A 21,960-nucleotide genomic window follows, 5' to 3' on the forward strand; every position below is an offset into this window, starting at 1 on the left:
TTCGATGCCCAAGCCGTTTCAGCCTGCCTTCGAGTCGAATCCGGCAGTGGTTCGTGCGGCGCGATGAAGCCCGCTTGCCTGCGCGCCGGAGTCGTCCCGGCGCTTGTTCTTCTGCTTTCCGCGACGTCTGCCATGGCCCAGGAGGGCGAGCGCGTCCGCGCGCCCTTGCCACCGCAGCGGCCGTTCGATCTCGATCTGGAGGGCACTCCGAAACTGCCCGATATCGTCGTGCCTCCGGCGGCACCCGTGACGGCGCCGTCAATCCGCAGCACCGCGCAGGACACACCTCCCGCGACTCCGGCGCCCGAAACGCCTGAGAATACCCCGGCCTCCATGACACCGCCCGCCGAAGGCACCCCGCCCGCCCCCGGCGAACCGGACGACGACGAAGGCGTGGAGTGGCCGAAGCTGACGCCGGGCCAGAAGGCCGGCGCCGAGCCCGACTTCGACCCGAACGAGAAGCCCGAGCGTCCGGGCATCTCGACCGACCCCGGCACCTCGATCACCTGCCTGCCCGACCAGTTGAAGCAGACCCTCGGCAAGATTGCCGATCGCTATGGAGCGGTGAAGGTGACCTCGACCTGGCGGCCGCCTTGGCGCGCGCGGCGCGGCTCCTATCACAAGGGCTGCCAGGCGATGGACTTCCGTGTCCCGGGCGTGCGCCCGCGCATCGTCCTGGAATGGGTGCGCAGCCTGCCGGAGGTCGGCGGGCACCATGTCTACTGGAACGGGCTGATCCACATCGACACCGGCCCGCGACGCCCCTGGTAGGGAGCGGCGCTTCGTCCGTCTCCCGAGGTTTGAGTGTCCGCAAACGCGGCCGCTCATTCCCTTCAACCGCGTTCAGGGCCTCTCCGCCGCCTCCGAAAGGCCTGGCCCATCCAAGCGCAGCGTGACCCGCTTGACCGAAACATCATCGGGATCGAGAGCGATTGCGAAGCCGAGACTGTGACAGAGAGCGAGCATAGGCCCGTTCTCCGCCAGCACCTGGCTATGGACGCGGCGGATGCCCTCTGCCCTGGCCCAGTCGATCATCAGGACCATCAAAGCGCGGCCCAGTCCCATGCCTTTCAGGTCCGAGCGAAGCAGGATCGCGTATTCGGCCTCGACATGTCCGGGGTCGGCATGCAGCCGGACCGCGCCGGCGGCGTCGCCGCTCCCATCCTCGGTCGCGATGAAGGCCATCTCCCGCGCGTAGTCGAGCTGGGTGAGGCGCGCGAGGAAGTTGTGGCTGAAGGATTTGAGCGGCGCGAAGAAGCGCAGCCTCAAATCCTCCGGGGTCACCCTGTTCAGCATCGCGCCGATCAGGAGTTCGTCCTCCGGCTTGATCGGGCGGACCGAAAAGCGCCGCTCGCCCAGCTCCAGCCGCCTCGTCCAGGCCCCGGGATAGGGGCGGATCGCCGGACGCCGGCGGCGGGCGGGGTCGGGTTCCAGCGCGATGCGTGCATCCACCACCACGGCACCATTCGCATCTGCGAGGATCGGATTGAGATCGAGTTCGCGGATCTGCGGCAGCTCGGACGCCATCTTGCCCAACGCGACCAGCAGCGTGGCGATCGCACGCCGGTCGGCCGCCGGGACATCGCGATAGGCCGCCAGGATACGCGAGACGCGGGTTCGCGAGATCAGGTTCTCGGCCGAAGCCAGATCGAGCGGCGGCAACGCGACATGCGTATCGGCGATCAGCTCCGCCGCGATTCCGCCCCGGCCGAACACGATCACCGGGCCGAAACAGAAATCGGTGGCGAATCCGGCGATCAGCTCCCGCGCCTTGGCACGGTGCGCCATCGGCTGCACCATGAAGCCGGTCAGACGGGCCTGCGGACGCTGCCGGCGTAGGCGCTCCGCCATCTGCTCCGCGGCCGCGCGGACAGCGCTTTCATTGCCAAGGTCGAGCTCGACGCCGCCGACATCCGATTTGTGCGGAACGTCGGGGGAGACGATCTTGAGCGCGACCGTCCGCCCACCCTCGAACTGCGCTCCGGCTGCTGCAACGGCCGCATCGGCATCGGGAGCGATGATGAGATCGAGCGTCGGGATCCGGAACAAGGCGAGCAGACGCGTCTCCTCATCAGGCTCGAGCCAGCTTCGGCCCTCCCCGAGCGCCTGCGCGATGATCGCCTCGGCGGCAGCGACGTCGGGCGGGTCGTCATCGTCGATCGATGGCGGCGTCGCCATCAGCTCCTTGATCAGCCGGGCGTGGCGGGTGAGGTGCTGAAACCCGACGACCGCCTCCTGTTCCGTGGCGAAAGAGGGAATACCGGCGGCAGCAAAAATCGCCGCCGCGCTTTCCCCCGCTCCGACCCAGGCAGCGAGAACCGGCTTGGCCCGCGCGTCGCGGTGGGAGTCGACCACCGCGCGGGCGCAATCCAACGGATCGGATGGCGCGACCGGCGCGTTGAGCGCCAGCACCGCATCGACCGTTTCCTCCGCCAGCAGGCGCGAGACCGCTTCGTGATAATCCTGCGGGCTGCGGACGATCTCTGGCTCCCGGCGCCGTAGCTGGGAGCCAGCCGCCTGTCGCAACCGGCCGGCGGCCAAGGCGGCCAGCCCCTCCCCGTTGCTGACGATGGCGAGCCGGCCCGCATCGGCCGCCCGGGCCCGGCCGAGAGTCTCGGCGGCGGCGAAGAGCTCGTCGAGATCGTTTACGCGCAACAATCCGGCGCGATGAAAGGCCGCGTCATGCGCGGCATCGCTGGTCACGATCAGCCCCGCATGAGTCAAGGCCGACAGGCTGTCGTCGAGACGTGGCGGCTTCAGAACCAGCACGGGCTTGATCCGCGCTGCGGCGCGTGCCGAAGAGAGGAAGCGCGCGGCATCCGTGACCTCGTCGATGGCCAGCAGAATCGTCCTCGTATGCGGATCGGTGGCGAAATGATCGAGGCAATCGGCGATGTCGACATCCGCCCCCTCGCCGACCACCACGGCCCCCGACAGACCGATCTCGCGACGCCCCGCCCAGGCCAGGATGCCGGCAGCCACCGAGTTGGACTGCGCGGCCAGCGCCAGCGTGCCGACTGAAAGCTGCACGGGCACCGCGGTCGCGTTGAGGCCGAGGCGGGGGGCCGCGATCCCGAGAGACGACGGCCCGATCAATCTCACCCCGGCGGCACGGGCTGCCGCACCCAGTCGGTCGCGGTCGGCAGCGTCCCCATCCGGCACCAGCACGCCGCCGCAGCCGCGGTCCTTGGCTGCAGCCAGCGCCCGTTCCGCAGCCGCGCTGGGGGCGATGACGAGATCGGAAGGCGGCATGGACGGCAGATCGTCCTCCCCGGAGAGCACGACCAGCTTGCCCCGATAGGCGCCCGCCTGGATTTGTTTCGCCAGCTCATCCGTTTCGCCGACGCCGGCAATCACGGTGGTCGAGGCCGGCTCGAGCAGGCGCTTGATCAGGGCGAGCGTCATCGGTCGGCCATGTCCGTTTGCGATGCTGCGATCAGAAGCGATCCTGGCCGCTGGGGCCAAGCGTCATCGACAGCTTTTCACATATGATCGCGCAAATCCCGTGACGAGCCTATGCAGCCAGATGGCGGCTGACCGGATCTCCACCATGGCCGGCAGGGCCGCGACAGCCCCGCCTCCCATCAGCGGAGAAACGCATCGACCTCCGCGGCGAATTGCTCGGCCTGCTCGATGTTCGAGATATGCGCCGCATCGAGCAGGCATTTGCGCGCGCCCGGGATCGCAGCGACGATGGCCTCGCCATCGGCAGGCTTGGTCGCCGGATCCTTCGACCCGATGATGACCAGCACCGGATTGCGGATCGCCTTGATCGACTCCCGCTGATCCATGTCGCGAATCGCCAGGCACGATCCCTGATAGCCCGCGACCGGCGTCCCCAGGATCATGGCCCGCATCCGCTCGATGGTCGCGGGCGCCGCGGCGCGGAAGGGCTCCGGGAACCAGCGCGCGATCGTCGCATCGACAAGCGCCTCCATGCCCCCACTTTCCGCTGCCGCGACTCGTCCGTTCCAGAGATCGGCCGGGCCCATATAGGCTGCGGTGTTGGCGAGGACGGCCCGGTCGATCCGCTCCGGCGCATGCGCCAGGAGCCACATGCCGACCATGCCGCCCATCGAGAGCCCGCAGAAATGCGCGCGTTCGACGCCGAGCGCATCGAGCACGCCGAGCGCATCCCGGCCCAACTGCTCCATCGTATAGGGAGCAGGCGAAACGATGCTGCGGCCATGGCCGCGCTGATCGTAGCGGATCACCCGGAAATGCCGCGACCAAAGCGGAATCTGGTCGTCCCACATCGACATGTCCGAGCTGAGCGAATTGGACAGCAGCAACGCGGGCGCCGAGTCGGCCCCGTCGATGCGAACCTCGAATTCCTCATGGCCGATTGTAATCCGCATCGTCTTGGCTCCGTTCGCTGACCGCATCTTTGTGTCCTCCCAATGCCGCTGTGCGCAACATCGGAAAAAACAAACATGCATGCTTGTCTGTTTGTTTCCAACTGCTAGAGTTCGGGCATGCCGCCATCAGCCGACAAACAGCGCCGGACGCAGGAGGAACGCTCGACGGAAACGCGGGCGCGCCTGATCGACGCGACGCTCGATCTGCTGGTCGAGCGGGGCTACGCGCTCGCGACGACGTCGGAGATCGCGGGGCGGGCAGGTGTCACCCGCGGCGCGCTGAACCACCATTTTTCCGGCAAGGACGATCTGATCGTCCAGTCCGTGAGCCATCTGCTCCATAGCTGGATCGGCGAGATCCGGCAGGTCGCCGAACTGGTCAAAGCCGGCAGCCTGTCCCTCTCCGACTTTGTCGATCGGATGTGGGAGCTGTTCTCCGGCAAGCTGTTCCTGGTCACGCTCGAGCATGTGACCGCCGCACGGCACAATCCCTATCTGCGTGAGCAGCTGGTCTCGGTGACGCGAGAGTTTCATACGGCGCTCGACGGCACCTGGCAGGATTTCTTCGACGGAACCGGCCTGCAGAAGCCCGAGGTGGAGGCGGCCTTCAACGCCACGCTCTGCCTGATGCGCGGCATGAGCCTGCAGACCATCCTGCGCGACGACGCTGCCTACTATGCGCGCCTTCTCGGCTTCTGGAAGACGGTTCTTGCCGAACATTCGCAGCAGGGCCGCGCTGGCGAAGGCGCCCTTTCCGATCTGACAGAACAAGGCGTGCACCCATGACACAGGCGATCATTTTCGAGAACGCAAGGCTGCTCGACGGCACCAGCGCGCAAGGCGAGCACGACCGCTTCGTGCGCGTCGAAGGCGGGTTGATCCGCGAGGTTTCCGACCGCCCGATCGCCGATGCCGGCGCGCGTCGCATCGATCTCAAGGGCCGGACCCTGATGCCCGGCCTGATCGACTGCCACGTCCACGTCATCGCCAACTCCGCGAATTTCGGCCAGAATGCGCTCCTCCCGGATGCGCTCGTCGCGCTGCAGGCCGCGAAGCTGATGGGCGAGATGCTGCACCGCGGCTTCACCACCGTTCGCGACGTCGGCGGCGCGACCTACTCCCTCGTCGAGGCGCAGGAACAGGGCCTCTATGTCGGCCCGCGCCTCGTCATCTGCGGCAAGGCCCTGTCGCAGACCGGCGGCCATGCCGATTTCCGCGGCCGCTACGACAACCGCAGGCCTGATTACCAGACCCACCAGCTCGGTTCGCTCGGCCGCATCTGCGACGGTGTCGACGCCTGCCGCGCCGCGGCCCGCGACGAGATCCGCCAGGGCGCCCAGTTCGTGAAGATCATGGCCAATGGCGGTATCGCCTCGCCGACCGATCCCATCGCCTTCCTCGGCTTCAGCGACGCGGAGATCGCCGCGATCGTCGAGGAAGCCCACAACGCCCAGACCTATGTCGCTGCGCATCTCTACACCGACGAGGGCATCGCCCGCGCCGTGAAGCTTGGCGTACGCTCGATCGAGCACGCCAACCTCGTCCAGGCCGCGACCGCCCGCCTGATGCAGGAGCGGGGTGCGATCGCCTGCCCGACGCTCGTCACCTATGAGGCGCTGAACAACGAAGGCGCCTCCTACGGCCTGCCCCCCTCCTCCGTCGCCAAGATCGACGATGTCCGCTTGCGCGGTCTGGAATCGCTCGAGATCATGCGCGAGGCCGGCGTGACCATGGCCTATGGCACCGATCTGCTCGGCGCCATGCACCGGCACCAGTCGGAGGAATTCATTATCCGCGGACGCGTTCTGCCTGCCATCGAGGTCATCCGCTCGGCGACCGTCAACGCGGCCGAGTTGATCGGGATGCCCGGCAAGATCGGCACCATCAAGCCCGATGCCTATGCCGACTTCATCGTGGTCGACGGCGATCCGCTGGCCGATCTCTCGCTCCTGACGGGACAGGGGCGCAACATGCCGGTCATCATGAAGAACGGCGACTTCATCAAGAACGAACTGAACTAACCAAAAAGGGAACAGGCCATGACCACCAACCGTCGTCAGTTCATCGGCACGCTCGGCGCCGCTTCGGCGCTGATCGCTGCGCCTTCCGTCCTGCGCGCCCAGTCGCAGGGCGTCTTCCGCATCGGCGCGCTCTGCCCGGTGACGGGTGCCGGCGCGCCCTACGGCTCCGGCATGCAGAAGATGATCATTGCCGCCGCCGAGATCGTCAACGCCGCCGGCGGCGCCGCCGGCCGCAAGCTCGAGGTCGTCTCCGAAGACACGCAGACCAGCCCGCAGGCCGGCGTCCTCGCCGCCAAGAAGCTGATCGACGTCAACAAGGTCCAGGCCATCCTCGGCACCTGGTCCTCTGGCGTCTCCCTCGCCGTCGTGCCGCTGACGAACGACGCCAACATCATCCTGATGAACACCTCCGGCGCGCCGGCGCTCTCGGTTCCGCCGGCCAATGCCAAGGGCCTGTCCTATCGCTTCCAGGCGACGAACGACCGCTTCGGACGGGCCTTCGCGGAGATCTGCGTGAAGGAGGGCTTCAAGCGCCCGGCCACCATGGCCTTCAACAATGCCTCCGGCATCGGCAACACCGAGGGCTTCCGCAAGGCCTGGGAGGCGAAGGGCAACAAGGTCGTCGAGAGCGTCGTCTACGAGCCGAACCAGGCGTCCTATCGCTCCGAGCTGCAGAAGATCCTCGCTGCCAACCCGGACGTGATCGTCACCGGCTCCTATCTGTCGGACACCACGATCATCATGCGCGAGTGGTTCCAGACCGGTCAGCCGGTCAAGTGGATCATCCCCGGCTGGGCCGCCAACCCCGATCTGGTCAAGGCGACCGGCCCGGAGGTCGTCGAAGGCGTGATCTCGGTCGATTCGATCTCGAACGAGACGGCTCCGTCCTTCAAGGCGTATGCCGAGGTCTACGAGAAGACGACCGGGCAGTCCGGCCAGTCGAACATCTTCAGCGCCATGACCTGGGACATGGTCAATGCGCTCGCCCTGGCGATCGAAGCGGCCGGCTCCACCGAGACGGCGGCGATCAACGCCAAGATCCGCGAGGTCTCGAACCCCGGCGGCACGAAGGTCTACAGCTATGCCGAGGGCAAGGAAGCGCTGAAGAAGGGCAAGATCAACTATGAGGGCGCGTCCTCCGTGCTGGATTTCGACCAGTATGGCGATGTCTCCCCATCCTTCGGCGTCTTCTTCATCGAAGGCGGCAAGCTCAACCGGCGCTACGTCGTCAACATCTGACGCATCGCCCCTGCAGGCCATCGCCTGCAGGGGCCGCAGGCTCCGGCCGCGGCGATGCCCGACCAGGTTGCTCCATGTTCTACGCTCAGCTTTTCATAAACGGGCTATTCCAGGGCCTCGTCATCGGCCTGGCGGCACTCTCGATCACGCTCGTCTTCGGGATCGCGCGCTTCCCCAACGCCGCGACCGGTGACTCCATGACGCTCGGCGCCTATGCGGCTCTGGCGGCCCACAAGGCCAGCGGCTCCTTCATCCTCGCCGGGCTCGGCGCGGCCGGCGCGACCGGCATCGTGCTGCTGCTCGCCTATTGGAGCGTATTCCGGAAGCTCGCCAACCGCTCCGTCGTCGCGCTTCTCGTCGCCTCGATCGGCGTCGCCTTCGTGCTGCGGGCCGCGCTCGGCGTCGCCTTCGGCCATGGCCAGCAGGTCTTCCAGGTGCCGCTCTCGCGCCCCTACGTCTTCGGCGGGCTGCGCATCCTGCCGCTCGACCTGCAGATGGCGCTGGTCGCGCTCGTCACGCTGATTGCGGTCTTCGCCCTGCTCTATCTCACGGCGATCGGGCGGCAGATGCGCGCCGTCGCCGACAACCGCGATCTCGCCCGTGTCTCCGGCATCCGCCCGGGCCGCGTGATGATCGCGCTCTGGCTGCTCGCCGGCGCCGTCGCCGGCATCGCGGGCATGATGCTCGGCATGAAGACGATCGTGACGCCCGAATTCGGCTGGGAGATGCTGCTGCCGGCCTTTACCGCGGCGATCCTCGGCGGCATCGGCTCGCCGGTCGGCGCCGTCGTCGCCGGGCTCATCCTCGGCGCCATGCAGGAGGTTTCGACCCCCTTCGTCGGTTTCACCTACAAGATCGCGATCGCGTTCCTGATCATGCTCGCCGTCCTGCTGGTCAGGCCGCGCGGATTGTTCGGCCGCGTCGAGGGAGTGCGCTGATGGAAGCCTATCTCGTCGCGATCGGCATCATCGCGCTGATCTATGTCCTGCTCAGCCTCGGCCTGACGCTGCAATACGGGCTCACCGGCCTGATCAATTTCGGCCATGTCGGCTTCTTCGCGATCGGCGCCTATGCCAGCGCGCTGCTCGTGCTCAACGGCGCGCCGTTCATTGTGGGCTTCGCGGGCGCGGCCCTGTTTGCGGCCGTGGCGGCCTGGCCGATCGGGCTGGTCTCGCTGCGCCTGCGTGACGATTACTTCGCCATCGTCACACTCGGCTTCTCGGAGGTTGTGCGCATCGTCCTGACCAGCGAGCGCTGGCTGACCCAAGGCGTGCAGGGCATTCCCGGCATTCCGCGGCTCTACTCCGGCCTCGGCGGCGCGGCCGGCCAGATCGCCACCTTCGCCACCATCCTTGCCGTCACGATCGCCGCCGCCTGGATGATCCGCCGGATCGCGCGCTCGCCCTTCGGCCGCATCATCGAAGCCATCCGCGACAACGAGGAAGCCGTGCAGGCGCTGGGCAAGGACCCGCCGCGCTTCAAGATCCAGGTGCTGGTTGTCGGCGCGGCGCTCGCCGGCATCGCCGGCGCCTTCTATGCGCACTACATCACCTATATCGTGCCCGAGCAGTACATCCCGCTCGTCACCTTCTATGTCTGGATGGCGATCATCATGGGCGGCGTCGGCCGCGTTTCCGGCGCGGTGATCGGCTCAGTGATCCTGATGGCCTTCCTCGAAGGCTCGCGCTTCATCCGCGATATCGTGCCGGGCATCTCCGAGGTCGACATGGCCTCCGTCCGGATCGGCCTCGTCGGCCTGCTGCTGATCCTGTTCATCATCTATCGGCCGCAGGGGCTCATGGGGGACTACACCAAGCGATGACCCTCGAAATCCGCGACATCACCAAGTCCTTCGGCGGCTTCCAGGCCCTTGACGGCGTGCGCCTCACGATCGAGACCGACGCCCTGTTCGGCATCATCGGGCCGAACGGCGCCGGCAAGTCGACGCTGTTCTCTGTCATCTCCGGCTTCGTCCCGGCCGATGCGGGCGAGATCCGGCTCAACGGCGATCCGATCGACGCCCTCTCCCCGCCGCAGCGCGCTCGCGCCGGCATGGTCCGCACCTTCCAGGTGCCGCGCGAGTTCTCGCATCTGACCGTCCGCGAAAACCTGATGGCCTCCGCCCCGGATCAGACCGGCGAGAGCCTGCTCGGCCTGTTCTTCCGCCCCGGTCAGGTCCGCAAGGAGGAGGCCGCGATCGCGGAGAAGGTGGAGCGCACCATCGCCTTCCTCAAGCTCGGCAAGGTCGCCGACGTGCCATCGGGCAAGCTCTCCGGCGGCCAGAAGAAGCTGCTCGAACTCGGCCGCGCCTTGATGGTCGAGCCCAAGCTCATTCTGCTCGACGAGCCCTTCGCCGGCGTCAATCCCGTGCTGATCGGCGAGATCATGGAGCGAATCGAGGAGCTGAATACACGTGGCATCGGCTTCGTGATCATCGAGCACGATCTGGAGGCGCTGACCCGCCTCGTGCCGCGGCTCGCAGTCATGGATCGCGGCAAGGTTCTGGCCGAGGGGGCGCCCGCCGCCGTGCTCGAGGATCCCGTCGTGCGCGAAGCCTATCTCGGAGGCGTGTCGTGACGCTGCTTGAAATCAAGGATGTCCGCGGCGGCTACGGCGAGGTCGACATCCTCAACGGCATCTCGCTGTCGCTGCAGAAGGGCGAGGTCCTGACCGTGGCCGGCACCAACGGCGCCGGCAAGTCGACGCTGGCGAAGGCGATCGTCGGCCTGCTGCCACGGGTCTCCGGCGGAATCCAGTTCGAGGGGCGCGACCTGCTGCCCCTGACGACCGAGGATCGCATCGCCGCCGGCATCGGCTACGTCCCGCAGGTCGCTAACGTCTTCGGCTCGATGAGCATCCTGGAGAACCTGCAGGTCGTCGTCGGCGTACGCGATCAGGCACAGCGCATCCGCGAGCTGTTCGAGGCGTTTCCGCTGCTGGGCGAGCGCAAGCGTGCCCGCGCCGGGTCGCTCTCCGGCGGCGAGCGCCAGCAACTCGCCTTCGCTCGCGCGCTGATGACGCGCCCGCGGCTGATGATCCTCGACGAGCCGACGGCGGCCCTGGCCCCCGCCAAGGTGGCCGAGGCCTTCGCCCTGATCAAACGCCTGCCCGATCTCGGCGTCTCGGTTCTGGTCGTCGAGCAACGCGCGCGCCAATCGCTCGCGATCTCCGACAATGGCTGCATCCTCGACGGCGGCAAGGTCGCCCTCGCAGGCCTCGCCCAAAGCCTGCTCGACGATCCCAAGGCGGCCGAACTTTATCTCGGCCAGCACTGACGACGCGGCCGCTGCCCAACCGGCAGCGGCCCACAGATCCGGCCCCCCAGCGGCAAGCGCAAAAACGCTAGGTACCGCAGAAGGTTGCCAACACGCGCTCATGTACGGCGGGCGGCCGAGCGTACTCCTCCCGGCCCGGCTGCTCGTCATAGGGCTTCGCCAGGACGGCGAGCAGTTCCTCGAATGGCGCCAGATCGCCCCGCTCGGTTGCCGCCTCGATCACGGCCTCGACGCGGTGATTCCGCGGAATGAACAGCGGATTGATGCTGTGCATCGCGCGCTGCCGCTCTTCCGCGGAGAGGCTCTCCTGCTGCAGCCGCTGTTGCCAGCGACCATGCCAATCGTCGAACTCGGCGGGATTGGTGAAGAGTTCGCGGCAGCTTTGCCCGTTGCCAACGGCGTCATGGCTGAGCCGCCTGAAGGTCAGAGTGAAGTCCGCATGGCCGCGCTGCATCGTTTCGAGCAATGCCTTGATGAGCAGGACGTCATCCGGCGCTTCGGTGAAAAGGCCGAGTTTCCGACGAAAGCCCGCGATCAGACTGGCCTGGAACAGTTCGTTGAAACGATTGACCGCTTCCTGCGCGACCGCGACCGCATTCTCCTGGTCCTCCGCCAGCAGCGGCAGCAGCGCCTCGGCCAAGCGCGTCAGGTTCCACAGCGCGATCGGCGGCTGGTTGCCATAGGCATAGCGGCCGTGCTCGTCGATCGAGCTGAAGACCGTGGCGGGGTCGTAGCTGTCCATGAAGGCGCAGGGACCGTAGTCGATCGTCTCGCCGGCGATCGACATGTTGTCGGTGTTCATCACGCCATGGATGAAGCCGATCAGCATCCAGCGCGCGACGAGGTCGGCCTGCGCGGCAACCACCGCTTCAAGCAGAGCCAGATAAGGTGCGTCGCCATCCGCCACCTGCGGGTAGTGCCGGGCGATGACATGGTCGGCGAGGAGGCGCAGCGCCTCGACATCACGCCGGGCGGCGAAGAACTGAAATGTTCCGATCCGGATATGGCTGGCGGCGATGCGGGTCAGGATGGCGCCGGGCAGCAGCGTCTCGCGCCGGACGGTTTCACCCGTCAGCACCGCGGCGAGTGCCCGCGTCGTCGGCACGCCGAGCGCCGCCATGGCTTCGCTGAGGACGTACTCGCGCAGCACCGGCCCCAGCGCGGCCCGGCCGTCGCCACGCCGCGAGAACGGCGTCGGGCCGGCTCCCTTGAGCTGGATGTCGCGGCGCCGGCCGTCACGGTCCACCACTTCGCCAAGCAGGATCGCCCGGCCGTCGCCGAGCTGCGGGCTGAAGCCGCCGAATTGATGCCCGGCATAGGCCGTCGCGATCGGGAGCGCCCCTTCGATCAGGCTGTTGCCGGCCAGCATCACGACGCCGTCCGGCCCCTTCAGCCAGTCCGGATCGAGGCCGAGCTGCCGGGCCAGGGCCTCGTTGAGCTTGATCAGACGAGGCGCGGCCACCGCGGTCGGGTTCACCGCGGCATAGAACCGCTCCGGCAGGCGCGCATAGGAGTTGTCGAACGGAATCGCGATCATCATCCGTAGATATGCGCGCCAGCCGGCATGGCAACGTCAACCTTCATGCGGCGGCCGGGACGAGCTCCCGTTCGCGCGGCTCGCGCACCGACACGATGGCGAGCGCGGCGATCAGGCAGAGCACACCGGCGATGAAGAAGGCCGGCAGATAGCTCGCATAGACCGTGCGGCTGAAGCCCGCGCCCCAGGCGGCGGTTGCGGCGCCGAGCTGGTGGCCGGCGAAGATCCAGCCGAAGACGAGGTTGGCGCGTTCGCCGAAGCGGTCGGCCGCGAGCTTCACCGTCGGCGGCACGGTCGCCACCCAGTCGAGACCGTAGAACACCGCGAAGATCGAGAGTTCGTAGAAGCTGAAGCTGGTGAAGGGCAGGTAGATCAGCGAGAGCCCGCGCAGGCCATAATACCAGAACAAGAGCTTACGGCTGTCGAAGCGGTCGGACAGCCAGCCCGAGCCCACCGTGCCGGCGAAATCGAAGATGCCGATGACCGCGAGCATGCCCGCCGCGGCGACCGGCGCCATGCCGAAATCGCCACATAGCGAGACGAAATGGGTCTGCACCAGGCCGTTCGTGCTGGCGCCACAGACGAAGAAAGTGCCGAACAGCGCCCAGAAGATGCCAGAGCGAGAGGCATCCTTCAGCGCGACGAGCGGCGAGGCGAGCATCGCGCCCAGCGTCGCCGGTGCCGCGGGTGCGGGCGCGAGAGCCGTCGCTCCATAAGGCGCAAGTCCGAGGTCGGAGGGCCGGTCACGCATCAGCACCAAAACTGCGACGGCGGCCAGCAGCAGCATGCCCAGCACGAAGGAGAGTGCGCTGCGCCAGCCGAGCGTTTCCGTGAGCGAGGCGAGCAAGGGCAGGAAGACGAGCTGGCCGGTCGCCGTGCTGGCAGTCAGCAGCCCGATCACGAGGCCGCGGCGCGCCGAAAACCAGCGTGTCGCCACCGTCGCGCCCAGCACCATGGCGGTCAGCCCCGTGCCGAAGCCGACGACGACGCCCAGGAACAGCATGAGCTGCCAGAGCGTCGTCATGGCGAAGGAGCCCAGCACGCCCGCAGCGATCAGCGTCAGGGCGACGGCCGCGACGCGCCGGACGCCGAAGCGGTTCATGAAAGCAGCGGCGAACGGCCCGATCAGCCCGAACAGCACCAGGCGGATCGCGAAGGCGGACGAGATCTCCGCGGTCGACCAGCCGAACTCCTGATGCAGCGGGCCGATCAGAACACCGGGCGCACCGACCGCCCCGGCCGTCACCAGCATGGTCAGGAAGGTGACCGCCGCGACCACCCAGCCGTAGTGGATGCCCCGGCGGGCGAAGAAGCGGGGTAATGCCGAGTTCTCGGCGGAGATGGCTATCTGCGACATGAGAGCATCCAATTTATGGGTATATACCCGCTTAAGATTAAACGATCAGAGAAGATCGCTCAGCTCGTTGAGAGCCTTGAGACGCTCTGCGCCAAGACGCCCGGTGATATCCTGCTGGCACGTCTCCCAGAGCGGAGATGCCTCTTCCAGAATCGCCTCCCCCTGCGCGCTCAGCGACACGACCAGCTCCCGTTGATCTTCGCCGCGCCCAAGTTGTACCAGACCCATCTTCTCGACCACGCGGATATTGCGCCCCATGGTCGATCGATCGAGTTCCAGAAGCCGGCCCAGTTCCGTCAGGCTGACTGGCTGATGCCTCCGGACGTTCCTGAGGATCGCGAACTGGGCGATGTTAATCCCCACCGGCGCCAAAGCGCCGTCATACAGCCCCGCAATCTTGCGGGTCACGGTCTTGAGGCGTGTGCAGTAACAGGCGATGGACATAGTTGCGGGTATATGCCCGCTTTGATGCAAAATCAAGCGCGATTCGACCGCCGCGCCGCAGCGTATCCAGCGCAGCCGGCCCGCATGGCGCCGACCGCGAAAAGGAGATCATTCATCTCTAAAATCGGAAACAAAGATAAGGACATTCCCCATACCGCCCGACTAGATTGCCGACCGAAGAAGGAAATTCTTCACTTACGCCGCCGCGAGCGGCACCATATCGGACCGGCTGGATGTCTCTCAATCATGTTCTCGGCGTCGACCATGTCGTCGTCGCCGTTCGCGATCTCGCTCTCTCGGCGAAGGCCTGGGAGGGGCTAGGCTTCACGATTTCGCCTCTCGGCTTGCATTCGCCGCATATGGGCTCGGCCAACCACACGATCATGCTGCAGGAGGACTATCTCGAGCTGCTCGGGATCGTCTCCGAGACCGACCAGAACAAGCCCACGCGCGACTTCCTGGCGAAGCACGAGGGCATTGAGCGCATCGCCTTCACCACCGACGACGCCGCGGCCGGCGCGGCCGAGATCACGGCACGGGGCTTTCCTGCGATCGGCCCGGTGCATTTCGGCCGACCGGTACCGCTCCCCGGCGGCGGCGAGGCCGACGCCAAGTTCAATGTCTTCCGCTGGCCGCTCGAGGAGCAGCCCGGCGGTATCCGTATCTTCGCCTGCCAGCATCTGACGCGGGAGAACGTCTGGGTGCCGGTGCTGCAGAAGCACGCCAACGGCGCTGTCGCCATCCGGCGTATCGAGACCCTGTCGGCCGATCCGCAGGCGGCCGCCGAACATCTTTCGCGGCTGATCGACGAGCCGGTTCGGCAGGAAGGCACGGTCTGGCGCGTCGCTTCCGGCCGTTCGCGCGCCGACATCCTGTTCTATGCCGCCGAGACCTTTGCCGAGCGCTATCCGGATGCGGTGCGGGAAGGCGCGGCAACCTTTGGCGTCGCTGCGCTCGTGCTGGCCACGCGCGATCTCGACGCTGCCGCAGCAGCATCCGGCGCGATCCGCCACGGCGAAGCCGCCAGCGTGCCCGCAGCCCGCGCCTCCGGCTCCGTGCTCAGCTTCGTGCCGGCCTGACCGGCACGGCTCCTGCATTCCGCCTTTCAGCCTCCGAGCTCAGATCGTCGAGGACCTCCATGGACTTCACCCGTCGTTCAATCCTGATGACCTCCGCCGCGATCGCGGCCAATGTCGTCAACCCGTTCAAGGCCTTCGCGCAGGAGACGCCGCGCAAGGGCGGCGTCTTCGGCGTTCACTACGGCGCCGAGCAGCGCCAACTCAATCCGAGCCTCCAGGCCTCGACCGGCGTCTACATCATCGGTGGCAAGATTCAGGAGGCGCTGGTCGATCTCGACGCAAACGGCAACCCGGTCGGCGTGCTCGCCGAAAGCTGGGAGGCGGCGCCCGACGGCAAGACCATCACCTTCAAGCTGCGCAAGGGCGTGACCTGGCATGATGGCCAGCCCTTCACCTCGGCGGACGTCCAGTTCACCGCGATGGAGATGTGGAAGAAGATCCTGAACTACGGGACGACGCTGCAGCTCTTCCTCACGGCCGTCGACACGCCCGATCCCTACACAGCGATCTTCCGCTACGAGCGGCCGATGCCGCTGAACCTCTTGCTGCGCGCCCTGCCCGACCTCGGCTACGTCTCGGCCCGCCATCTCTATGAGGGCAAGGGCGACATCCGGAACAACCCGGTCAACCTCGCACCGATCGGCACCGGCCCGTTCAAGTTCGTCACCTATGAGCGCGGCCAGCACATCATCGCCGACCGCAACCCGAACTACTGGCGCGAGAACGCGCCCTATCTCGACCGCATCATCTGGCGCGTGATCACCGACCGTTCGGCCGCCGCGGCACAGCTCGAAGCCGGCCAGCTGCATTACAGCCCGTTCTCCGGCCTGACGATCTCCGACATGGCCCGCCTGTCGCAGGACAAGCGCTTCATCGTCTCGACCAAGGGCAATGAGGGCAACGCCCGCACCAACACGATCGAGTTCAACTTCCGCCGCAAGGAACTCGCCGATATCCGCGTGCGCCGCGCCATCGCGCATGCGCTCGACATCCCCTTCTTCATCGAGAATTTCCTCGGCGATTTCGCCAAGCGCGGCACCGGGCCGATCCCCTCGGTCTCGACCGATTTCTACCCGGCCGACAACGGCCCGCAGTACCCGTTCGACAAGGCGCTCGCGGTCAAGCTGCTCGACGAGGCCGGCTACAAGCCCGGCGCCGGCGGCACGCGCTTCTCGCTCCGGCTGACCCCTGCCCCCTGGGGCGAGGACATCTCGCTGTTCTCCACCTTCATCCAGCAGTCGCTGGCGCAAATCGGCATCAAGGTCGATATCGTGCGCGTCGATGGCGGCGGCTTCCTGAAGAGCGTCTACAACGATTGGGACTTCGACCTCGCCACCGGCTGGCACCAGTACCGCAACGACCCAGCCGTCTCGACGACGGTCTGGTACCGCTCCGGCCAACCCAAGGGCGCGCCCTGGACCAATCAATGGGACTGGAAGGACGAGGCCGTCGACAAGATCATCGACGACGCCGCGACCGAGGTCGATCCCACCAAGCGCAAGGCGCTCTACGGCGATTTCGTCCGCAAGGTGAACACGGAACTGCCGATCTGGATGCCGATCGAGCAGATCTTCGTCACCACGATCAGCGCCAAGGCCCGCAACCACTCGAACACCCCGCGCTGGGGCTCGTCGAGCTGGCACGACCTTTGGTTGGCCGAGTGAGAACAGGAGAGCGGGCCGCCCTTCCGCCCGGCCCGCAGCAACACGGCGCGTAGACCATGCGTATCCTCACCCTTGCGGGGCGGCGGCTCGTCGCCTCGATCCCCACGCTGTTGCTGATCCTGATCGGCATCTTCCTGCTGTTGCAGTTCGCACCCGGCGACACCGTCGATGCCATGATGGCGCAGATGGGCGGCGGCGACGCGAAACTCGCCGAAGAGCTGCGCCGCTTCTACGGGCTCGATCTCTCCACCGCCGAGCGGCTCGGCCAGTATCTCTGGCGGCTGGTCCGCTTCGACCTCGGCCACTCCGCCATCTACGGCAAGCCGGTCGCCAGCGTCATCGTCGAGCGCCTGCCGGCGACGCTGCTGCTGATGACATCCGCGCTTTCCTTCGCCTTCTTCGCGGGCATCGTGTTCGGCGTCCTCGCCGCGCGCGACGTCAATCGCTGGCAGGACACGCTGATCTCGACGCTCGGCCTGATCTTCTACGCCACACCGTCCTTCTGGTTCGGGCTGATGGCGATCGTCGTCTTCTCCGTTCATCTGCAATGGTTGCCGGCCGGCGATTTCGAGGATATCGGCGCCGGGCTGACAGGCTTCGCCCGCACGCTCGACATCGCGCGCCATCTCATCTTGCCGACATTGACGCTGGGTCTGATCTACCTCGCCATCTATCTCAGGCTGATGCGCGGCGCGATGCTGGAGGTGCTGAACCTCGATTTCGTCCGCACCGCCCGCTCGAAGGGCCTGGACGAGACCCGCGTCATCACCCGCCACGTCCTGCGCAACGCGCTGCTGCCGATGGTGACGCTGATCGGCCTGCAGGCCGGCACGATGCTCGGGGGTTCGGTCGTCGTCGAGAGTGTCTTCTCGCTGCCGGGCCTCGGCCGCCTCGCCTATGAATCGGTGATCCAGCGCGACCTCAACACGCTGCTCGGCATCGTCTTCGTCTCGGCGCTGCTGGTCATCGTCGTGAACTTCATCGTCGATCTCCTCTACGCGCGGCTCGACCCGCGCATCGCACCGGAGGGTTGAGCGATGGACGCCCTCAAGCGCTATTTCCGCAGCCCGCCAGCCGTAATCGGCCTGTTCCTTCTGCTGCTCGTCCTCGCCATGGCGGCGAGCGCCGGCTGGCTCTTCCCGCGCGATCCGCTGGCGCTCGCCGGCCGGCCGCTGCAATGGCCGCTGGCCAACCCGCGCTTCCTGCTCGGCACCGACAATTCCGGCCGCGACATCGCTGCCCAGATCTTCTATGGCGCACGCATATCGCTGCTGATCGGTGTGATCGCCACGGTCATCGCCGTTGCGATCGGCATCGTCATCGGCGCGCTCGCCGGCTTCTACGGCGGCAAGGTCGACACTGTGCTGATGCGCATCACCGAAGCCTTCCAGACCCTGCCGAACTTCCTGCTGCTGCTGGTCCTCGTCGTCGTCTTCGGCTCGACGCTGCCGACGGTGATGGTCGCGATCGGCATCGTCTCCTGGCCGGCACCGGCCCGTCTCACCCGCGCCGAGTTCCTCTCGCTGCGCAACCGCGAGTTCGTACAGGCCGGGCGCACCATCGGCCTCTCCGATCTCAAGCTGATCTTCGGCGAGATCCTGCCCAACGCCCTGCCGCCGGTGATCGTCTACGCCAGCGTCGTCATGGCGGTCGCGATCCTGCTCGAAAGCTCGCTCGCCTTCCTCAAGCTCTCCGATCCCAATGTCGCCTCCTGGGGCAACCTCATCGGGCTCGGCCGCGACGTGCTGCGCGTGCAGTGGTACGTCTCGGCCATTCCCGGCTTCGCGATCGTACTTACCGTGCTCGGCGTGTCGCTCGTCGGCCAGGGGCTGAACGACGCCCTCAACCCGAGGCTCAAGGGACGATGAGCGCGATCCTCACTCTCGACGGGCTCACCGTCGCCCTGCCGGAGGGAGCCGACCGCCCCTACGCGATGCAGGACGTCTCGCTGGAGCTGAAGGCGGGCGAGATCGTCTGCGTCGTCGGCGAATCCGGTTCCGGCAAGTCGATGACGGCCAATGCGATCATGCGCTTGCTTCCCACCGGCGTCGCGATCGAGCGCGGCCGCGTCCTCTTCGAGGGCCGCGACATCGCCGCGCTAGGCGAAGCCGAGATGCGAAAGATTCGCGGCGCCGGCATCGCCATGATCTTCCAGGAGCCGATGACGGCGCTGAATCCGCTGCGCAGCATCGGCGACCAGATCGGCGAGATGCTCAGCATCCACACCGACCTCGGCAAACGCGCGATCGCGGCCCGTGTCCAAGACCTGTTGACGGAAGTCCAGATCCCAGAGCCGGAGCGCGCGGCCAAGGCCTATCCACACGAGCTCTCGGGCGGGCAGCGCCAGCGCGCCATGATCGCGATGGCGCTGGCGCTCGACCCGAAGGTGCTGATCGCGGACGAGCCGACGACGGCACTCGACGTCACCACCCAGGCGCAGATCCTGAAGCTCATCCGCGAATTGCAGGCGCGCAAGGGCACCGCCGTGCTCTTCATCACCCATGATTTCGGCGTCGTCGCCGAGATCGCGGATCGCGTGGTGGTCATGCAGCACGGTCTGGTCGTCGAACAGGGCGATCCCGAAACCGTCCTGAGCCGCCCCAGCCACCCCTATACCCGCCAGCTCATTGCGGCCGTGCCGGCGCTCGAACCGCCGCCGCCGCGCCCGCTTTCGGACGAGGCGATCCTGACGATAGAGAACGTCTCGAAGACCTATCGCACCGGCGGCTTCCTCGGCCGCGGCCAGCGCGTCACCAACGCCGTGAAGGCCGTATCGCTGACCCTGCCGAAGGGCGCGACACTCGGCATCGTCGGCGAATCCGGCTCCGGCAAATCGACGCTGGCGCGCTGCATCATCCGGCTGATCGATCCCGACACAGGCGCGATCCGTCTGAACGGCGAGGATTTGACCAAGCTCTCCCGCGCCGAGATGCGGGCGCGCAGCCGGCATATCCAGATGGTGTTCCAGGATCCCTTCGCCTCGCTCAACCCGCGCCGCAAGGTGGGCGACCTCGTCGCTCAGGGCCTCGTCGTCAACGGCATGCCGCGCAAGCAGGCGCTGGAGCGTGCCCGCGAGCTCTTCGGCCTCGTCGGGCTCGATCCGGCGGCGGTCGACCGCTATCCGCACGAGTTCTCAGGCGGCCAGCGCCAGCGCATCGGTTTGGCGCGGGCGCTGGCGCTCGAACCCGACGTCCTCGTCGCCGACGAGCCGGTCTCGGCGCTCGACGTCTCCGTGCAGGCGCAGGTGCTGAAGCTTCTCGCCGGCCTGCGCGAGCGGCTCGGGCTGTCCATCGTCTTCATCACCCATGATTTGCGCGTGGCGGCGCAGGTCTGCGATCTCGTCGCGGTGATGAAGAACGGCGAAGTCGTGGAAGCCGGAACGGTGGCCGAGGTCTTCGGCCAGCGCAAGCACCCCTATACGCAGGCCCTGCTCGCCTCGATCCCCGGCCAGAGCTTCGGCACGGCGGGGGCCGTCCGCGAAACAGCGGAGGTTCCATCATGAAGCGCATCGCCACACCGGTCCCGATCGCCGACGGCCTTGCCCGGCATGAAGCGCAGGTGAGGTGCGACCTCGCCCTGCTCGGCTTCCCGGCAAAGCCCTGGCTCCATCCGCGGACAACGGAAGCAGGTGAACCGGTCCTCGACGTCGCCATCATCGGCGCCGGCATGAACGGCATCGCCGCCGCCTCGGCTCTGCTCGCCAAGGGCATCGTCAATATCCGCCTGTTCGATGCCAACGAGCCGGGCCGCGAAGGCCCGTGGAACCGCTATGCGCGCATGGACACGCTGCGCTCGCCCAAGACGCTGACCGGGCCAGCCCTCGGCGTCCCCTCGCTGACCTTCGCCGCCTGGTACATGGCGAGCTTCGGCGAAGCGGCTTGGGACGCGCTCTACAAGATCCCCAACGCTGCCTGGGTCGACTATCTCAGCTGGCTCCAGCGGGTGCTGGCCTTGCCGGTGCAGCATCGCAGCGCGCTGACGAAGCTGCGGCCGCAGGACGGCCTGCTCGCGCTCGACATCGAGACCGCCGAAGGCTCAAAGAGCGTTTTTGCCCGCCATGTCGTCCTCGCCACCGGGCGTGGCGGTGCGGGCGGCGATGTCTGGCCGGATGTCGTGCCGCATGAGCTGAGGCCGACCGTCGCCGCCCACGGCAACGACCCAATCGATTTCGCAGGGCTCCGCGGCAAGTCGGTCGGCGTGATCGGCGGCAGCGCCTCGGCCTGGGACAATGCCGCGACGGCGCTGGAGCAAGGCGCGGCGCGCGTCGAGATGTATCTGCGCCGGCCGCATCTGCCGCAGATCAACAAGGGCCGCGGCTCGGCCAATCCCGGCTACTTCCATGGCTGGGGCGCCCTGCCCGATGCCGATCGCTGGGCGCTCGCAGCCTATCTCGATGACATGCTGGCGCCGCCGCCACACGAAACGGTGCTACGTGCCCTGAAATCCGACGGGCTCGATATTCGCTTCCGCCACAGCGTGGCGAGCGTCCGGCGCGAGGGCGCGCAGGTCGTGCTCGACATCGACACGCCGGAAGGCCGGCTCGAACGCCGGCACGACTTCCTCATCGTCGCGACGGGCTTCCAGGTCGATGCGGCCAAAATCCCGGAACTGGCAGAGTTGACCCCGCTTATCGCGCGCTGGAGCGATCGCTACGTGCCGCCCGCCGCGCTTGCGCGCCCGGCACTGGCGCGGGCGCCCTATCTCGGCCCGGGGTTTGAATTGCAGCCGCGTGTCGCGGGCGCGCCGGCCGAGCTCTCGCGTATCCACCTCGTCAACCACGGCGCCCTCGTCAGCCATGGCGCGATCGCGAGCGACATCCCCGGTGTCGCCATCGCCGGCGAGCGCGCGGCGCAGGCTATCGTTGCGGCATTCTTCCGGCAGGACATTGCCGAGATCCGCCGCGATCTCGAGGCCTTCGACGAGCCCGAGCTGAAGGATACGCCCTTCTTCAGGCCAGAGGATTTCCCCTCCTGACGAGCGCCAGGC

Annotated in this window: 19 protein-coding genes; 14 read left to right on the forward strand and 5 right to left on the reverse strand. The window is 67.1% G+C overall.

Going from position 1 to position 21,960, the window contains the following annotated elements; genetic code table 11:
* Window positions 1–132: 132 nt before the first annotated feature.
* Complete coding sequence (locus tag AC1DE3_RS18050; RefSeq protein WP_476778621.1) at window positions 133–771, forward strand: YcbK family protein; 639 nt, start codon at window positions 133–135, stop codon at window positions 769–771.
* Between the two features lie 72 nt (window positions 772–843).
* Here the strand turns inward: AC1DE3_RS18050 and AC1DE3_RS18055 are convergent, their stop codons facing one another.
* Both AC1DE3_RS18055 and pcaD read right to left on the reverse strand, forming a co-directional pair.
* A complete protein-coding gene (locus AC1DE3_RS18055) occupies window positions 844–3,405 on the reverse strand; it encodes a bifunctional acetate--CoA ligase family protein/GNAT family N-acetyltransferase (protein WP_476852623.1) in 2,562 nt (853 codons plus the stop codon).
* Window positions 3,406–3,584: 179 nt separating this feature from the next.
* Window positions 3,585–4,358 carry a 3-oxoadipate enol-lactonase gene (pcaD, locus tag AC1DE3_RS18060; protein ID WP_476778623.1) on the reverse strand — a complete coding sequence of 258 codons (774 nt, stop codon included), beginning with the start codon at window positions 4,356–4,358 and terminating at the stop codon, window positions 3,585–3,587.
* Between the two features lie 117 nt (window positions 4,359–4,475).
* Between pcaD and AC1DE3_RS18065 the strand changes: the two genes are divergently transcribed.
* The 7 genes from AC1DE3_RS18065 to AC1DE3_RS18095 all read left to right on the forward strand — a co-directional run bounded on the left by AC1DE3_RS18065 (window position 4,476) and on the right by AC1DE3_RS18095 (window position 10,893).
* A complete protein-coding gene (locus tag AC1DE3_RS18065) occupies window positions 4,476–5,144 on the forward strand; it encodes a TetR/AcrR family transcriptional regulator (protein WP_476778624.1) in 669 nt (222 codons plus the stop codon).
* Window positions 5,141–6,379, forward strand: coding sequence for a metal-dependent hydrolase family protein (locus AC1DE3_RS18070; RefSeq protein WP_476778625.1), 1,239 nt, complete (start codon window positions 5,141–5,143; stop codon window positions 6,377–6,379). Before AC1DE3_RS18065 ends, AC1DE3_RS18070 begins: the two co-directional genes overlap by 4 nt.
* Before the next feature lie 18 nt (window positions 6,380–6,397).
* Entirely contained in the window at window positions 6,398–7,618 is a 1,221-nt protein-coding gene (locus tag AC1DE3_RS18075) for an ABC transporter substrate-binding protein (protein WP_476778626.1), read from the forward strand.
* 74 nt (window positions 7,619–7,692) lie between these two features.
* On the forward strand, window positions 7,693–8,556 hold the full coding sequence (locus AC1DE3_RS18080) for a branched-chain amino acid ABC transporter permease (protein WP_441512694.1): 864 nt from the start codon (window positions 7,693–7,695) through the stop codon (window positions 8,554–8,556).
* Entirely contained in the window at window positions 8,556–9,440 is an 885-nt protein-coding gene (locus AC1DE3_RS18085; protein WP_441512695.1) for a branched-chain amino acid ABC transporter permease, read from the forward strand. Before AC1DE3_RS18080 ends, AC1DE3_RS18085 begins: the two co-directional genes overlap by 1 nt.
* The gene (locus AC1DE3_RS18090) at window positions 9,437–10,195 is read left to right on the forward strand and encodes an ABC transporter ATP-binding protein (RefSeq protein ID WP_476778627.1); all 759 of its coding nucleotides are present in this window, start codon (window positions 9,437–9,439) and stop codon (window positions 10,193–10,195) included. Before AC1DE3_RS18085 ends, AC1DE3_RS18090 begins: the two co-directional genes overlap by 4 nt.
* Window positions 10,192–10,893, forward strand: a complete 702-nt coding sequence (locus AC1DE3_RS18095; RefSeq protein WP_476778628.1) for an ABC transporter ATP-binding protein — start codon at window positions 10,192–10,194, stop codon at window positions 10,891–10,893. The genes AC1DE3_RS18090 and AC1DE3_RS18095 overlap by 4 nt, the downstream gene beginning before the upstream one ends.
* A gap of 67 nt (window positions 10,894–10,960) precedes the next feature.
* Here AC1DE3_RS18095 and AC1DE3_RS18100 read toward each other — a convergent pair whose 3' ends face one another.
* Genes AC1DE3_RS18100 through AC1DE3_RS18110 form a run of 3 tightly spaced genes read right to left on the reverse strand, consistent with a single transcriptional unit; the run spans window position 10,961 to window position 14,231 of the window.
* Window positions 10,961–12,433: a protein adenylyltransferase SelO gene (locus AC1DE3_RS18100; protein WP_476778629.1), complete on the reverse strand. Its 1,473-nt coding sequence runs from the start codon at window positions 12,431–12,433 to the stop codon at window positions 10,961–10,963.
* Between the two features lie 40 nt (window positions 12,434–12,473).
* Window positions 12,474–13,787, reverse strand: coding sequence for an MFS transporter (locus AC1DE3_RS18105; RefSeq protein ID WP_476778630.1), 1,314 nt, complete (start codon window positions 13,785–13,787; stop codon window positions 12,474–12,476).
* Window positions 13,788–13,832: 45 nt separating this feature from the next.
* Window positions 13,833–14,231: a MarR family winged helix-turn-helix transcriptional regulator gene (locus AC1DE3_RS18110; RefSeq protein ID WP_476852624.1), complete on the reverse strand. Its 399-nt coding sequence runs from the start codon at window positions 14,229–14,231 to the stop codon at window positions 13,833–13,835.
* Between the two features lie 233 nt (window positions 14,232–14,464).
* Here AC1DE3_RS18110 and AC1DE3_RS18115 point away from each other — a divergent pair, with 233 nt between their 5' ends.
* The 6 genes from AC1DE3_RS18115 to AC1DE3_RS18140 are packed head-to-tail and all read left to right on the forward strand — an operon-like array spanning window position 14,465 to window position 21,948.
* Window positions 14,465–15,310, forward strand: a complete 846-nt coding sequence (locus AC1DE3_RS18115) for a VOC family protein (protein ID WP_476778632.1) — start codon at window positions 14,465–14,467, stop codon at window positions 15,308–15,310.
* Between the two features lie 59 nt (window positions 15,311–15,369).
* Complete coding sequence (locus tag AC1DE3_RS18120) at window positions 15,370–16,974, forward strand: ABC transporter substrate-binding protein (protein ID WP_476852625.1); 1,605 nt, start codon at window positions 15,370–15,372, stop codon at window positions 16,972–16,974.
* Between the two features lie 56 nt (window positions 16,975–17,030).
* Window positions 17,031–18,008, forward strand: a complete 978-nt coding sequence (locus AC1DE3_RS18125) for an ABC transporter permease (protein ID WP_441512703.1) — start codon at window positions 17,031–17,033, stop codon at window positions 18,006–18,008.
* A gap of 3 nt (window positions 18,009–18,011) precedes the next feature.
* Entirely contained in the window at window positions 18,012–18,842 is an 831-nt protein-coding gene (locus AC1DE3_RS18130; protein ID WP_476778634.1) for an ABC transporter permease, read from the forward strand.
* Window positions 18,839–20,476 carry an ABC transporter ATP-binding protein gene (locus AC1DE3_RS18135; RefSeq protein ID WP_476852626.1) on the forward strand — a complete coding sequence of 546 codons (1,638 nt, stop codon included), beginning with the start codon at window positions 18,839–18,841 and terminating at the stop codon, window positions 20,474–20,476. Before AC1DE3_RS18130 ends, AC1DE3_RS18135 begins: the two co-directional genes overlap by 4 nt.
* Window positions 20,473–21,948: an NAD(P)-binding domain-containing protein gene (locus AC1DE3_RS18140; RefSeq protein ID WP_476852627.1), complete on the forward strand. Its 1,476-nt coding sequence runs from the start codon at window positions 20,473–20,475 to the stop codon at window positions 21,946–21,948. The genes AC1DE3_RS18135 and AC1DE3_RS18140 overlap by 4 nt, the downstream gene beginning before the upstream one ends.
* The last annotated feature ends 12 nt before the right edge of the window (window positions 21,949–21,960 follow it).

This window comes from Allobosea sp. 10L417 (genome assembly GCF_056395485.1).